Origin of the sequence: Mycobacterium canetti CIPT 140010059, from assembly GCF_000253375.1 — a bacterium.
Taxonomy (GTDB): Bacteria; Actinomycetota; Actinomycetes; order Mycobacteriales; family Mycobacteriaceae; genus Mycobacterium; species Mycobacterium tuberculosis.
The window spans coordinates 1,731,705-1,746,297 of the sequence record NC_015848.1; the positions used below are offsets into that span (position 1 = coordinate 1,731,705).

A 14,593-nucleotide genomic window follows, 5' to 3' on the forward strand; every position below is an offset into this window, starting at 1 on the left:
GGTCAGGCTCGACAGCCGCGTCGGAGCCGGGAGGGCCACACATCCACGAGCCCCCTGCGGCTCGGCGTCGCGGCGGCGAGCTTGCGCCACTGGGTCTTGAGCCGCCGCGCGGGTGTCGCCCCGCGGTGCTGCAGCGCCAGCATGGCGATCCGGGGATGGCGCGCGATGGTTTCCTGCAGCGCGGCGCGCCCCTCCGGGCCTGGAACGTTGGCGATCTGGCGAAGGATCCAGTCGGCCATGACGGCGATGAGCTCCTCGCGCGCGGGGTCTCCCGGGAACAGGTCGAGCATCGCGTCAAACGTCGCCGCATGGCCCGGACCCTGCGTCAACCAGAACTTTGGCGGGTCCACCACCTGGTTGTGCCACATGCCTTGGGCGTGGCGGCGATACACGGCCATGGTGTCGGGCAACATGGCGATGTCGCCATGCACCGCGTGCCGGACGTGCAGATACCAGTCCAGGGGCATGACGTCGGCAGGAATGTCGTCGTAGCGCTCGAGGCGACGGTACACGGCCGAGTTGGTCTGGATGAAGTTCATCAAGATCAACGCATCCAGGCTCAAGTTGCCCCGCACCCGAACCGGGGGGAACTTCGAGTCCTTGGCATGGCCGTCCTCCCATATCACTCGGACGGGATGGAAGCACACCGTCGTCTTGGGGTGCCGGTCGAGGAATGCGACCTGTTTGCTTAGCTTCAGCGGATCGATCCAGTAGTCGTCCGCCTCGCACAACGCGACGTACTCGCCGCGAGCGGCCGACAGGGCGCCGGTCAGGTTCCCATTGAGGCCGAGGTTTTCGGTCCTGAAGATCGGCCGGAACACGTGCGGGTACCGCTCGGCGTACTCACGGATGATCGCCGGGGTGGCATCGGTCGACGCGTCGTCGGCGACGATGATCTCCACCGGGAAGTCGGTTTGCTGGTCGAGAAAGCTGTCGAAGGCCTGACGGGCGTAGCCCGCCTGGTTGTGAGTGGTCGAGACGATGCTCACCTTGGGGCAAAGCTGGGGACTCACCGTCGGCCCTTTTCCTGCGCGGCCGCAAGGGTATTGCGATGGCGAACGTGAATCGCCTGTGCCCGCCGGCCGTCGGCCGTCGTGGCCTGGTGGTCGGCGGACGTACGGCACACGCTGGCGAAGTATAGCGAGGGTGCACTGACGTTGGGCTCGAACCGCGTGGCGCGCGGTGTGGGCGCACCGTCTCGAGTCGGTGCTGGTTGGCTCGCGGCCTACAACGGCGCTCTCCGCGGCGCGGGCGTACCGGATATCTTAGCTGGTCAATAGCCATTTTTCAGCAATTTCTCAGTAACGCTACGGGGCGCGCCGTGCCGTAGTAGCGTCCCCACTGATGTGGACGATGGTGCTCCTTTTGGGGTTGGGGATGGCGATTGACCCGGCGCGTCTGGGACTCGCGGTCGTCATGCTGTCGCGGCGTCGGCCCATGCTGAATCTGTTCGCCTTCTGGGTGGGCGGCATGGTGGCGGGTGTCGGCATCGCGCTAGCCGTGCTGGTGTTCATGCGCGATGTCGCCTTGGCGGCCATACAAGGCGTGGTGTCCGCGGCCAACGAGTTCAGGGAAGCGGTCGGGATCCTGGCGGGTGGGCGTCTGCACATCGTCATCGGTGTCATCATGCTGCTGTTGGCCGCGCGCATGGTGGCTCGCGCGCGGGCGCAGGTAGGGGTACCGGTAGGGCCAGTGGGGGTAGCCGACGGTGGAATGTCGGCCCTGGCGCTAGCGCAGCGCCCCCCGGGTCTTGTTGCGCGGCTGGAAGTGCGTACTCAACAGATGCTGCAGGGCGACGTTGTGTGGCCGGCGTTCGTGGTGGGCGTCGCCTCGTCCGCACCGCCCTTCGAGAGTGTGGTGGCGTTGACGGTCATCATGGCATCGGGAGCCGAGATCGGCACTCAGTTCGGCGCATTTGTCGTGTTCACCCTCCTGGTGCTTGCGGTCATCGAGATTCCGTTGGTCGCCTACCTGGCGATACCGCAGCAAACCCAGCAGGTTATGCTGCGGTTTCAGGATTGGGTACGGTCCAATCGTCGGCAGATCTCCCTCACCATCCTGATAGGGGTCGGGTTCCTCTTTTTGTACCAGGGCGTGACTAGTCTCTGAGTCGCCATGTGGTGCCTGGTGATGCATCAAGCGTGGTATCGGTGAACCCGGCGAAACCGCTTATCTCGGTGTGCATCCCGATGTACAACAACGGCGCCACCATCGAGCGCTGTCTGCGTAGCATCCTCGAACAGGAGGGCGTCGAGTTCGAGATCGTGGTCGTTGACGACGACTCGTCCGACGACTGCGCCGCGATCGCCGCAACGATGCTGCGACCCGGAGACCGCTTGCTGCGAAATGAGCCTCGCCTCGGCCTCAACCGAAACCACAACAAATGTCTGGAAGTCGCGCGCGGCGGACTTATTCAGTTCGTACATGGTGATGATCGGCTGCTCCCCGGAGCCCTGCAGACACTCAGCCGACGTTTTGAGGATCCCAGTGTCGGAATGGCTTTCGCCCCCCGACGGGTGGAGAGCGACGACATCAAGTGGCAACAACGGTACGGCAGGGTCCATACCCGTTTCCGCAAGCTGCGCGACCGCAACCACGGGCCGTCGCTGGTCTTGCAGATGGTATTGCACGGCGCGAAGGAAAATTGGATCGGCGAACCGACCGCCGTGATGTTTCGGCGGCAATTGGCGCTGGACGCCGGTGGTTTTCGCACCGATATCTACCAGCTCGTCGATGTGGACTTCTGGCTTCGGTTGATGCTGAGGTCGGCGGTCTGCTTCGTTCCGCACGAGCTCTCGGTGCGCCGTCACACGGCGGCGACGGAGACCACACGGGTGATGGCGACTCGGCGCAACGTGCTGGACCGACAGCGCATTCTCACCTGGTTGATCGTGGACCCGTTGTCGCCCAACAGCGTTCGCAGCGCCGCGGCGCTGTGGTGGATACCCGCATGGCTGGCCATGATCGTGGAGGTGGCCGTGCTCGGACCGCAGCGGCGGACGCACTTGAAGGCTTTGGCGCCGGCCCCATTCCGCGAGTTCGCCCACGCCCGGCGTCAACTGCCGATGGCTGACTAGCAGTCGCACTCTGCCTGGCCGTCGTCGGAGCCACAGACAATTCCAACCCATTTGGTCTGGCGGCCAAGATGACATTTTTACAAGGTAAGGCTAGCCTTAAGCGTCCGCGTATCCAGGACCTCGGGTCTGTTGCGTTGTGGTTGCCTCGCATGCGACGGAGTGCTCTGCGCCAACGGCCCAGGTCGTCCGAGAAGGCCAGCCTTGACCTGTACAGCTGTGGCGACCCGAACGTTGCACAGCTTGGCGACGAATGCCGAGTTGGTCGAGTCGGCCGATCTGACCGTCACCGAGGATATTTGCTCGCGAATCGTGTCGCTGCCAGTTCACGACCACATGGCCATTGCCGACGTTGCGCGGGTCGTTGCGCCGTTCGGGGAAGGGTTAGCGCGCGGTGGTTGACCCGACAGCGACGGATTCGCCCAAGGTGAGTATCGTCTCGATCTCCTACAACCAAGAGGAGTACATTCGCGAGGCCCTGGACGGCTTCGCCGCCCAGAGGACCGAGTTCCCCGTCGAGGTGATCATCGCTGACGATGCCTCCACGGACGCCACCCCGAGGATCATAGGAGAGTACGCCGACCGCTATCCGCAGCTGTTTCGGCCGATCCTGCGGCAGACCAACATCGGTGTCCACGCCAATTTCAAGGATGTGCTGTCCGCCGCTCGTGGCGAGTACCTCGCACTGTGCGAAGGCGACGATTACTGGACCGATCCGCTGAAGCTGTCCAAGCAGGTAGAGTACCTGGACCGGCATCCGGAGACGACGGTGTGTTTTCATCCTGTGCGAGTGATCTATGAGGATGGCGCAAAAGACTCCGAGTTCCCGCCGCTCAGCTGGCGCCGCGACCTGAGCGTCGATGCCCTGCTCGCGCGGAACTTCATCCAAACCAACTCGGTCGTGTACCGCCGTCAGCCGAGCTACGACGACATCCCGGCCAACGTCATGCCGATAGATTGGTACTTGCATGTGCGGCATGCGGTGGGCGGCGAGATCGCCATGTTGCCCGAGACGATGGCGGTCTACCGTCGCCACGCTCACGGTATTTGGCATTCCGCGTACACTGACCGCCGAAAGTTTTGGGAGACACGAGGCCATGGGATGGCCGCGACGCTCGAGGCGATGCTCGACCTAGTTCACGGCCACCGCGAGCGCGAGGCGATCGTCGGTGAGGTGTCCGCCTGGGTGCTTCGCGAGATCGGAAAGACACCCGGCCGACAGGGTCGCGCCCTGCTTCTGAAGTCCATCGCGGACCATCCGCGGATGACGATGCTGTCGCTACAACACCGGTGGGCGCAAACGCCCTGGCGGCGGTTCAAGCGCCGGCTGTCCACCGAGTTATCGAGCTTGGCGGCGCTTGCGTACGCCTACTCCGCCCGTTTCAAACGCCACATGGGTTCGGCAACGCGTCGAGTCACCCGACGGCGCGCACTCGAAGGTCGGGACGGCGGTTATCGCGAAACCACTTCTCCGCCGACCGGTAGGGGACGTAACGTCCGCGGATCACATGCCTAGATCTTGATAGATCGCCCGTCTGGCCTCTATGGATGGAGCATGCGGGATCGGACCGGTTGCCGCCGACTCGACGACCGAAAGAGCCATCAAATAGCCTTGCGGCCCATCTTTGAGATCTGTCAACCCGCCGGTCCTGATGTCCTCCAGGCTCTGGTCGGGATGAGCTAGTGCGGTTCCCGAACTCGGCATCTTCGTCAGTCCTGGAGAGAAACAACACCAGCGAAGGTAGTGTGATGTCCGTGGTCGAATCCTCTCTTCCTGGTGTGCTGCGTGAACGCGCCAGTTTTCAGCCCAACGACAAAGCGCTCACCTTTATCGATTACGAGCGGTCCTGGGATGGTGTTGAAGAAACTCTGACGTGGTCGCAGTTATATCGGCGAACGCTTAACCTCGCCGCACAGCTAAGAGAACATGGGTCGACCGGCGATCGGGCATTAATTCTGGCGCCACAAAGCCTCGACTATGTCGTTAGCTTTATTGCCTCGCTGCAGGCCGGAATTGTCGCGGTTCCGCTTTCGATTCCCCAGGGTGGTGCCCACGACGAGCGCACCGTTTCCGTGTTCGCCGATACCGCACCGGCGATCGTTCTCACGGCGTCCTCGGTCGTCGACAATGTCGTCGAATACGTCCAGCCGCAGCCCGGCCAAAACGCACCGGCGGTGATCGAAGTCGATCGGCTGGATCTTGATGCTCGGCCGAGCTCCGGTTCTCGTTCTGCCGCTCACGGCCATCCGGATATCTTGTACTTGCAGTACACCTCGGGTTCCACGCGCACGCCGGCCGGTGTCATGGTCTCGAATAAGAATCTTTTCGCCAATTTCGAACAAATTATGACCAGTTACTACGGCGTCTATGGCAAGGTCGCCCCGCCAGGCTCCACCGTGGTGTCGTGGTTGCCGTTCTATCACGACATGGGTTTCGTCTTGGGACTGATATTGCCGATTCTGGCTGGCATCCCCGCCGTGCTGACCAGCCCGATCGGTTTCCTGCAGCGCCCGGCTCGCTGGATACAGATGTTGGCAAGCAACACTCTTGCGTTTACCGCCGCGCCGAACTTCGCATTCGATCTGGCGTCTCGTAAGACCAAAGACGAGGACATGGAGGGCCTCGATCTCGGTGGCGTGCACGGCATCCTCAACGGCAGCGAACGGGTGCAGCCGGTGACGCTGAAGCGCTTCATCGACCGGTTCGCCCCGTTCAATCTTGACCCCAAGGCGATACGTCCGTCGTACGGAATGGCAGAGGCCACGGTATATGTGGCCACCCGCAAGGCGGGTCAACCGCCAAAGATAGTGCAATTCGATCCCCAGAAGCTGCCGGACGGCCAAGCTGAGCGGACCGAAAGCGACGGCGGCACACCGCTGGTCAGCTACGGCATCGTCGACACCCAGCTGGTGCGCATCGTCGACCCGGACACCGGCATCGAGCGCCCCGCGGGAACGATCGGTGAGATTTGGGTGCACGGCGACAACGTCGCCATCGGCTATTGGCAGAAACCCGAGGCGACCGAACGCACCTTTAGCGCAACGATCGTCAATCCCTCCGAAGGCACACCCGCAGGACCATGGCTGCGGACGGGAGATTCGGGTTTCCTCTCCGAGGGTGAGCTGTTCATCATGGGGCGCATCAAGGACCTCTTGATCGTGTACGGGCGCAACCACTCTCCCGACGATATCGAGGCGACGATTCAGACGATCAGTCCGGGCCGCTGTGCGGCGATCGCTGTTTCCGAGCATGGTGCTGAGAAGCTGGTTGCCATTATTGAACTCAAGAAGAAGGACGAGTCCGACGACGAGGCGGCGGAACGACTGGGTTTCGTGAAACGCGAAGTGACCTCGGCAATCTCGAAGTCGCACGGGTTGAGCGTGGCGGATCTTGTGCTCGTCTCCCCGGGCTCAATCCCAATCACCACCAGCGGCAAGATCCGGCGAGCACAGTGTGTGGAGCTGTACCGTCAGGACGAGTTCACTCGCCTGGACGCATAGCACCCACAGGCGAGGCTCCCGCAATGGGGCGCAATGGGGATCGTCACACCAGTAGCACCAGCCCCTGGAGGGGCAACAGGGGAAAACTGAGTTGAGCGCCAACCGTGCGCACTGAGGCTCAGGTGCTCAGCTTCGCGTCGGGCTTTGACCCCGCGTGACCGACTGCGGGTTCGCCGATAGACGTGTCATCCCAACGGTCGTAGCTCGGTAGGCCGGCAAGACCGAACAGCGGCAGCGAGTGGCCGAGTAGATGGTCGACGGGTTCTTTACCGATGTGGGCGCCGTCGCCGTTGGGTTTCGACACGCCATCCACGACATCGTAGGCCGGCATGGCGGCATAGCCGAACAGCGGAAGCGAATGTCTGCGCAGGTGGTCGATCAGGTACTCCCCGTTGCCTTCGGCTAGGTCAGCGGGCTTGCCGTTGGGAACCGACTTGGTTGCCGCCTTGCTTGCGTGCCCGTTGGTGTTGCGGACGACCTTGGTGTGGGGCGGCTTGGGCGCCGGGATCGGGGCCTTGCGTCGGTGGCCTTTCACCCGCCGCAGCCACCGATCGGCTTTGGTCGGCGGCGTGGATGGGTCGCGTCCCAGCTCGGACGGCCACCAGTTTGCCCGGCCAATCATCGTGGTCAAGGCCGGCACCGTGACGGTGCGGACCAGGAAGGTGTCCAGCACGATCCCGATGCCGATGGTGAAACCGGCCTGAGCCATCGTGTTGATGCTCGCGCCCACCAGACCGAACATCGACGCGGCGAAGATGAGACCCGCCGAGGTGATAACACCACCGGTGGAGCCCACGGTTCGGATGACGCCGATGCGTATACCGTGTGGTGATTCGTCGCGGATGCGTGAAATGAGCAGCATGTTGTAGTCAGCGCCGATGGCAACCAATAATATGAAGGACAGTCCCGGCAGGCTCCAATGCATTTCCTGGCCCAGTATCAATTGGAAAACGAGAGTTCCTATGCCTAGGGCCGACAAGTAAGAAATCAGCACCGAGCCTATCAGATATATCGGAGCCACAAGTGCGCGCAGCAGAATGACGAGAATCAAGAATACGATAACGATCGTCGCAATGACGATGAATTTCATATCGCTGTTGTAGTAGTCGCGGATATCCCGCAGCGCAGTCGGAACCCCCGCCAGACCTATCGTGGCATCCTCGAGTTCGGTATTCGGTCGCGCGGAATCCGCAACACGGAGGATATCGTTGACCTGATCCATCGCCTCGGTGGTGGCCGGATTCAGCGCGCTCTGCACGAAGTACCGCGCCGCATGACCATCGGCCGACAGGAAAATCTGGGCGCCCTTCTTGAACTCGTCCCTCGAAAAAATCTGCGGTGGAATGTTGAAGCCCGCCATTGACGGCTTGTCCGCATCCCGCTTGATCCCCAACAGGAAGTCGGCGGCCTCGTTGAGCCCTGAGCCCATCTTTTTGACCTGATCGACCAATTCCTGCACGCCTGCCGCCAGCGCTGCGCTGCCGTCGGCGAGAGCGTTGGCTCCTTGCTGCATTTGAGCCAATTTGGTGGGTAGGCCGTCGACCGCTTTGAGGGTGCTGACGACTTGCTTCAGTTGCCCGTCCAGTGTGCTCACCGTCCGGGCGAGTGTCTGGTATTCCTGCGTCTGTTGCAGGGTGACGGCTAGCGCTCTGATGGACCTGAGCAGGCCGTCGTCCTGCGCCTGGACAATCGCCGCCAACTGTGCGCGCGACGTCCGACAGGCGGGATCGCTGTTACACACCGGGCTGGAGTTGAGGGCGTTGACCATAGGGCTGGCCCAAGTGGCGATTTGTTCGGCATCGGTGACGGTCCCGCTCAGATTGTCCCCCAGAGCCCGCATGCGCCCGACATATTGGGACGCATTTTCCAGTTGTCGGATGGTCTTGTCGCCGCCCATCAGGTCCATCATGGCCTGCAGGGTGTTGACTATCCCGCTCGAGCTGGCCACGGCCCCATTGATTTCGTTGCGTATTTGGGCGAGGGCGTCGGCCAACTGGTGCGCACCGCCGGTCAGCTGGTCCAGCTCGCCTCCGTGCTCTTCGAGCAGGGTGGTCGCTTCGTCGAGCTTGCCGCCCACTTCACCAGCCTGAAACGAGACCTTGGTCTCCTTCAGAGGTTCCCCGTTCGGTCGGGTCAAGCCCCGCACCATCACGATGTTGGGCAATTCTGCTATCTCGCGGGACATCATCTCGATGTCGGCAAGCGCGCCGGGTGTCCGCAGGTCTCGGGGGGATTTGATGAACAGCACCATCGGAGTCATCGCGTTCATCGGGAAATGGCGGTTCATCGCCTCGTATCCTTTGACGCTTTCGACGTGCTGCGGCACCGTCTTGAGATCGTCGTAGTTGAATCGGATCAGCAGCGTGCAGCCGGCCAGGGCGACCAGCACAATGAGACTGCCGACCAGGTGGATGGTGGGCCGACGCACGATGCGAACACCCGAACGCCGCCACATTCGACTGGTCAGGTCGCGTCGCGGCTTGATCCAGCCCCGCCGTCCGGTGAGTGTCAGGATGGCGGGCAGCAGGGTGACCGCACCCAGCAGCGACACCGTGATGGCAACCGCAATTGCCGGGCCCACCGCCGAAAACACTTCCAGTTTGGTGAACACCATCGCCAGAAATGTGACGGCGACGGTGGCCGCCGATGCGGTGATCACCTTGCCGATGGACATCAACGCCTTCTTGACCGCCATGTCCGATTTTTCGCCGTGGCGCACATAGTCGTGATAGCGACTTATCAGAAAGACGGCGTAATCGGTTCCCGCCCCGATCATGACCGCGCTCATAAAGACGATCGCCTGCATGTTCACGGCCAGGCCGAACTCGGCGAGCCCGGACAACGTGCCCTGCGCAGTGACCACCGACGCTCCGATGGTGGCCAGCGGCACCAGCATGGTCACCAGGTTCCGATAGACGAGGATCAGGATGATCAGCACGCTGACCGCGGTGCCGATCTCGATGATCCGCACATCTTTCTCGCCGAGCTCCGTCAGGTCGGCGACCGTGGCGATCGGACCGCTGAGGTGGACGGTCAGGCTGGTTCCCGCGACTGTTTGCTTGACGATCGCGGCGACGCGTTTGAACGCCGCTTGTGTCTCAGGCGACGCGGCATCGCCCGCGAACGTGATGGGCAGGTTCCAAGCCTTGTTGTCCTTGCTGGCCAACAGCTCCTTCATTTCGGGGACGGCGAGAAAATCCTGAACCGATATTTTGTCCTGCGTGTCCGCCCGCAGGTTTTCGATCAGTTTTCGGTAGACGGCCTCGTCGGCGGGTCCCAGCCCGTTCTCGTTGGTCAAGAGGACCAAAAGGAGGGCGGAGGTCTCAATTTTTTCCTGGAAAGCCGCGCTCATCTCCTTTTGCAGGACCATCGATGGGGCCCCGGGCGGCAGGGGAGCTTGCTCGCGCTTTGCGGCTTGCGCCTGCAGCGTTGGGAGCAACAGCGTCAGCGCGGCCGCCACCGCGATCCAGCACCCAATGACGATCAGCGGCCATCGCACCACGAAGTTGCCGATACGGTCGAACAGTCCCCCGGCTTTGGCCTCGTCATGCCTTGCCACCCGATAACCGTACAAGCCTGGCAATCGGTGGCGTGGGGAAATGACGATAACCGCATTAACCGTGACGTTGCCGTTACTTTGGCGGCGTTTGACCACTGCGGGCGTCAAATACGCAGATCAGGGGCATTTCGTGGGATCGGCTGGCGTGCCCGCAGCCGACGCTGGCGGGCGGGATGCGGCGTCCGAACAGATAGCTCGTTGGACTCAAACTTGCACGGTCGTGCTGGTTTGCGGTCACGGTCCGGCAAAGTGGGCATTTCGGTCCTGGTGCACCTCGCGGTCGTGCGACACTCTCCCCGTGGCTCTTAGGTATCGCCTGCAGTCCAATCCGTTGGTCGGCAAGCTCACGACCAAGTACTTCTTGCCGCTTGGCACTCGCCAGGTCGGCGATCACGTGGTGTTTTTCAACTTCGGCTACGAGGAGGATCCGCCGATGGCGTTGCCGCTGTCGGAGTCCGACGAGCCCAATCGGTATTGCATCCAGCTCTACCACCAGACGGCCAGTCAGGTGGACCTCACCGGCAAGGAGGTGCTAGAGGTCAGTTGTGGCGCCGGTGGCGGGGCCTCCTACATCGCCCGCAACCTAGGTCCGGCCTCCTACACGGGGCTGGACTTGAATCCGGCCAGCATCGACCTCTGCCGGGCAAAGCACCGGCTGCCCGGCCTGCAGTTCGTGCAGGGCGACGCGCAGAACCTGCCTTTCCCCGACGAATCCTTCGATGCGGTGGTCAATGTCGAAGCCTCGCACCAGTACCCCGACTTTCGCGGCTTCTTGGCCGAAGTGGCGCGCGTGCTTCGCCCGGGCGGACACTTCCTCTACACCGATTCCCGTCGAAATCCCGTCGTCGCCGAATGGGAGGCGGCGTTGGCCGATGCTCCGCTGCGCACGATTTCGCAGCGGGACATCGGCGCGCAGGCCAAGCGTGGGTTGGATGCGAACACGGCGCGTTCGCAAGAGGCCATCGGCCGCCGCGCACCCGTATTGCTGGCCGGCTTGACCCGCTGTGCGGTGCGTGTGCTGGACTGGGATCTACGTCGCGGCGGCGGGTTCAGCTATCGGATCTACTTGTTCGCCAAGGATTGATTCGGCGAGACCACACCCATGAAAAACTCATGAAATTTGTCGTGGCCAGCTATGGGACTCGCGGCGACATCGAGCCCTGCGCAGCGGTCGGCCTGGAGCTGCAGCGGCGCGGCCATGATGTGTGCCTTGCCGTGCCGCCCAACCTGATTGGTTTCGTGGAAACGGCCGGGCTGTCTGCTGTCGCATACGGAAGCAGGGACTCTCAGGAGCAGCTCGACGAGCAGTTCCTGCACAACGCGTGGAAACTTCAGAACCCCATCAAGCTGCTGCGTGAAGCGATGGCGCCCGTCACCGAGGGCTGGGCGGAGCTGAGCGCGATGTTGACGCCGGTGGCCGCCGGGGCCGACCTGCTGTTGACCGGTCAGATCTACCAGGAGGTGGTCGCCAACGTCGCCGAGCACCACGGCATTCCGTTGGCCGCGCTGCATTTTTATCCGGTGCGAGCCAATGGCGAGATCGCCTTTCCCGCGCGGCTGCCGGCGCCACTGGTCCGCTCCACCATCACGGCCATCGACTGGCTGTATTGGCGCATGACGAAAGGTGTTGAGGACGCGCAGCGGCGTGAACTGGGCCTGCCGAAGGCGTCAACTCCCGCGCCGCGGCGAATGGCCGTACGCGGGTCGCTGGAGATCCAAGCCTACGACGCGCTTTGCTTCCCGGGGCTGGCAGCGGAATGGGGCGGCCGACGCCCGTTTGTCGGCGCGTTGACGATGGAATCGGCGACCGACGCGGACGACGAGGTCGCTTCATGGATCGCTGCCGATACACCGCCGATTTATTTCGGCTTTGGCAGCATGCCGATCGGATCCCTGGCCGACCGGGTCGCCATGATCAGTGCGGCCTGCGCGGAGTTGGGCGAGCGCGCGTTGATTTGCTCGGGACCCAGCGATGCGACCGGAATGCCGCAGTTCGATCACGTGAAGGTGGTGCGTGTGGTCAGCCACGCGGCGGTCTTTCCCACCTGCCGTGCGGTCGTCCACCATGGCGGCGCGGGCACCACCGCCGCCGGTCTTCGAGCCGGTATCCCCACCTTGATTCTGTGGGTCACCTCCGACCAGCCGATCTGGGCTGCTCAGATCAAACAGCTGAAAGTAGGCCGGGGGAGACGCTTTTCAAGCGCCACCAAAGAATCGCTGATTGCCGACCTTCGAACGATACTTGCGCCGGACTATGTCACCCGAGCGCGGGAGATCGCGTCTCGGATGACCAAACCCGCCGCCAGCGTCACGGCCACCGCCGATCTGCTCGAAGATGCAGCCCGCCGTGCGCGCTAAGCGAGGGTGGCGCTTCGGCGAATGGCCTTCGGCGCGAGGATGATCGTTGTACGCTCCGCTTGTGTCCCTGATGATTACGGTGCCGGTGTTTGGGCAGCACGAATACACCCACGCACTCGTGGCCGACCTGGAACGTGAGGGCGCCGACTATCTCATCGTCGACAACCGCGGTGATTATCCTAGGATCGGCACCGAGCGAGTGAGCACACCGGGAGAGAACCTAGGCTGGGCCGGGGGGAGCGAGCTCGGTTTCCGACTTGCGTTCGCGGAGGGTTACTCCCACGCAATGACGCTCAACAACGACACCCGGGTCTCGAAGGGATTTGTTGCCGCGTTGCTCGACTCGCGGCTACCGGCCGACGCCGGAATGGTCGGGCCGATGTTTGACGTGGGTTTTCCCTTCGCGGTAGCTGACGAGAAACCAGACGCCGAAAGCTATGTTCCGCGAGCGCGATACCGGAAGGTGCCCGCAGTCGAGGGAACGGCGCTGGTGATGTCGCGGGATTGCTGGGATGCGGTCGGCGGCATGGACCTGTCCACGTTCGGGCGCTACGGATGGGGGCTCGACCTGGATCTCGCGTTACGGGCTCGAAAGTCCGGGTATGGCCTGTACACAACCGAGATGGCCTACATCAACCATTTCGGGCGCAAGACCGCCAATACGCACTTCGGTGGGCACCGGTATCACTGGGGTGCAAGTGCGGCCATGATCCGGGGATTGCGTCGAACGCATGGCTGGCCCGCCGCTATGGGTATCTTGCGGGAGATGGGGATGGCCCATCATCGTAAGTGGCACAAGTCATTTCCGCTCACCTGCCCGGCGAGCTGCTAGGCGTGCTCCCAGGCGTTTGGCGTGCCGTCGCCTCCAGCAGGTCCGCGGCCGCGGTGACGGCGGCTGTCGGCCGGGTCATCCGTGTCGAGATCTCACGTGCCCGCGCGGCGCATTCCGGCGCCAGGATCGATCGTAGCTCCTTGAGCAATGACCCGCGGGTGACGTTCGTAAAGCGTTTGGCAGAGCCGACTTTGAGTCGTTGGATGGCACCGGCCCAGATCGGTTGATCGGCCACGTCCCAGAGAATCAGCGTGGGCATTCCCGCTCGCAGGCCGGCGGCGGTGGTACCGGCGCCACCGTGGTGGACGACCGCGCGGCACTTGGGAAGGATGGTCGAATAGTTGACCAGGCCGACACGTTTCACGTGGTCGGCATGACGAATGCGGGTGGAGTTGGCTGCCGGAGAATAGATCAGGGCTCGCTCGCCGAGCTGTGCGCAGACATCGGAGATCATGGCGAGCGTTTGGACGGGCGTTTGGACGGGCGTGCTGCCGAAGCCGAAGTAGATGGGTGGTGTTCCGGCGGCGATCCACGACTCGAGTTCTTCGTTGGGTTCGCTGTGTAACTCCATGGTCAGCGGGCCGACAAACGGGCGGCGGTCGCTCCATTCGGCCGCCAGTCCGGGGAAAAAAACCGGGTCGTAGGCTTGGATTTCGGGCGCTCCGCGTTCCGCCAGCCGACGCACCGCCGGCGCCGGTGCTGGCGGTAGGCCCAGTTCACGTCGTTGCGCGCGATCGGCATCCTTGCTGACGTACGCATACAGCCGCCATGAGACCTTCATCGTCGCGCGCACCAGAGTCGCCGGCGTCGGTATCGACGGGATCGCGATTTGGCCGTTGACCTGCATCGGAAAGTGATGCAGTGCCGCAGCCGGAATGTCGTAGTACTCGGCGACGTTGGCTGCCACACCATGATATGTCTGGCCCGTCATCACCAGGTCGGCGCCGTCGGCCAACGTGGTCAACGTCGTGCCCATCTCCGCCCAGCCTTCGACGAATAGTTCCTTGATGGCGCGGGCGAGGTTGAGCGGATTCTGGGCTCTGGTGAGGTTGCGGACGAATGCCGCGACCGTGTTGATCTGTTCGTCCGAGTCCGGGCCGTAGGCGACGCCGGTCAGACCTGCCGACTCGACGAACTCGATCAGGTTGGGCGGCACTGCCATATGAACTGCGTGGCCTCGCCGCCGCAGCTCCACGCCAACCGCGGCGCAAGGTTCGACATCACCGCGGGTTCCGTGGACCGCCAAGACAAACTTCATCAGCGCCTTCC

General features: G+C 63.0%; 10 protein-coding genes and 1 pseudogene. 8 read left to right on the forward strand and 3 right to left on the reverse strand.

The features are described from left to right. Positions 1 to 2 precede the first annotated feature (2 nt). Positions 3 to 1,013, reverse strand: coding sequence for a glycosyltransferase (locus MCAN_RS08075; RefSeq protein ID WP_003900357.1), 1,011 nt, complete (start codon positions 1,011 to 1,013; stop codon positions 3 to 5). Between the two features lie 331 nt (positions 1,014 to 1,344). Here MCAN_RS08075 and MCAN_RS08080 point away from each other — a divergent pair, with 331 nt between their 5' ends. The 5 genes and pseudogenes from MCAN_RS08080 to fadD25 all read left to right on the forward strand — a co-directional run bounded on the left by MCAN_RS08080 (position 1,345) and on the right by fadD25 (position 6,575). Then, complete coding sequence (locus tag MCAN_RS08080) at positions 1,345 to 2,109, forward strand: GAP family protein (protein ID WP_003407654.1); 765 nt, start codon at positions 1,345 to 1,347, stop codon at positions 2,107 to 2,109. Between the two features lie 8 nt (positions 2,110 to 2,117). Next, the gene (locus tag MCAN_RS08085; protein WP_003407655.1) at positions 2,118 to 3,077 is read left to right on the forward strand and encodes a glycosyltransferase family 2 protein; all 960 of its coding nucleotides are present in this window, start codon (positions 2,118 to 2,120) and stop codon (positions 3,075 to 3,077) included. 246 nt (positions 3,078 to 3,323) lie between these two features. Continuing rightward, a pseudogene (locus MCAN_RS23060) lies at positions 3,324 to 3,476 on the forward strand (DegT/DnrJ/EryC1/StrS family aminotransferase); the annotation flags it as partial. Positions 3,477 to 3,501: 25 nt separating this feature from the next. Beyond that, positions 3,502 to 4,590: a glycosyltransferase gene (locus tag MCAN_RS08095; RefSeq protein WP_015288086.1), complete on the forward strand. Its 1,089-nt coding sequence runs from the start codon at positions 3,502 to 3,504 to the stop codon at positions 4,588 to 4,590. 233 nt (positions 4,591 to 4,823) lie between these two features. Further along, positions 4,824 to 6,575, forward strand: coding sequence for a fatty-acid--AMP ligase FAAL25/FadD25 (fadD25, locus tag MCAN_RS08100; protein WP_003901187.1), 1,752 nt, complete (start codon positions 4,824 to 4,826; stop codon positions 6,573 to 6,575). Positions 6,576 to 6,693: 118 nt separating this feature from the next. On the opposite strand, the gene mmpL12 is transcribed toward fadD25, so the two are convergent. Next, positions 6,694 to 10,134: an RND transporter MmpL12 gene (gene mmpL12 / locus MCAN_RS08105; RefSeq protein WP_003901188.1), complete on the reverse strand. Its 3,441-nt coding sequence runs from the start codon at positions 10,132 to 10,134 to the stop codon at positions 6,694 to 6,696. 40 nt (positions 10,135 to 10,174) lie between these two features. Here mmpL12 and MCAN_RS08110 point away from each other — a divergent pair, with 40 nt between their 5' ends. Genes MCAN_RS08110 through MCAN_RS08120 form a run of 3 tightly spaced genes read left to right on the forward strand, consistent with a single transcriptional unit; the run spans position 10,175 to position 13,324 of the window. Then, entirely contained in the window at positions 10,175 to 11,218 is a 1,044-nt protein-coding gene (locus MCAN_RS08110) for a phthiotriol/phenolphthiotriol dimycocerosates methyltransferase (protein WP_003407670.1), read from the forward strand. Between the two features lie 29 nt (positions 11,219 to 11,247). After that, entirely contained in the window at positions 11,248 to 12,492 is a 1,245-nt protein-coding gene (locus MCAN_RS08115) for a glycosyltransferase (RefSeq protein ID WP_014000807.1), read from the forward strand. 46 nt (positions 12,493 to 12,538) lie between these two features. After that, on the forward strand, positions 12,539 to 13,324 hold the full coding sequence (locus tag MCAN_RS08120) for a glycosyltransferase family 2 protein (RefSeq protein WP_003407672.1): 786 nt from the start codon (positions 12,539 to 12,541) through the stop codon (positions 13,322 to 13,324). Here MCAN_RS08120 and MCAN_RS08125 read toward each other — a convergent pair. After that, a complete protein-coding gene (locus MCAN_RS08125; RefSeq protein WP_014000808.1) occupies positions 13,302 to 14,582 on the reverse strand; it encodes a glycosyltransferase in 1,281 nt (426 codons plus the stop codon). The two genes, MCAN_RS08120 and MCAN_RS08125, sit on opposite strands and share 23 nt — an antisense overlap. Positions 14,583 to 14,593 lie beyond the last annotated feature (11 nt).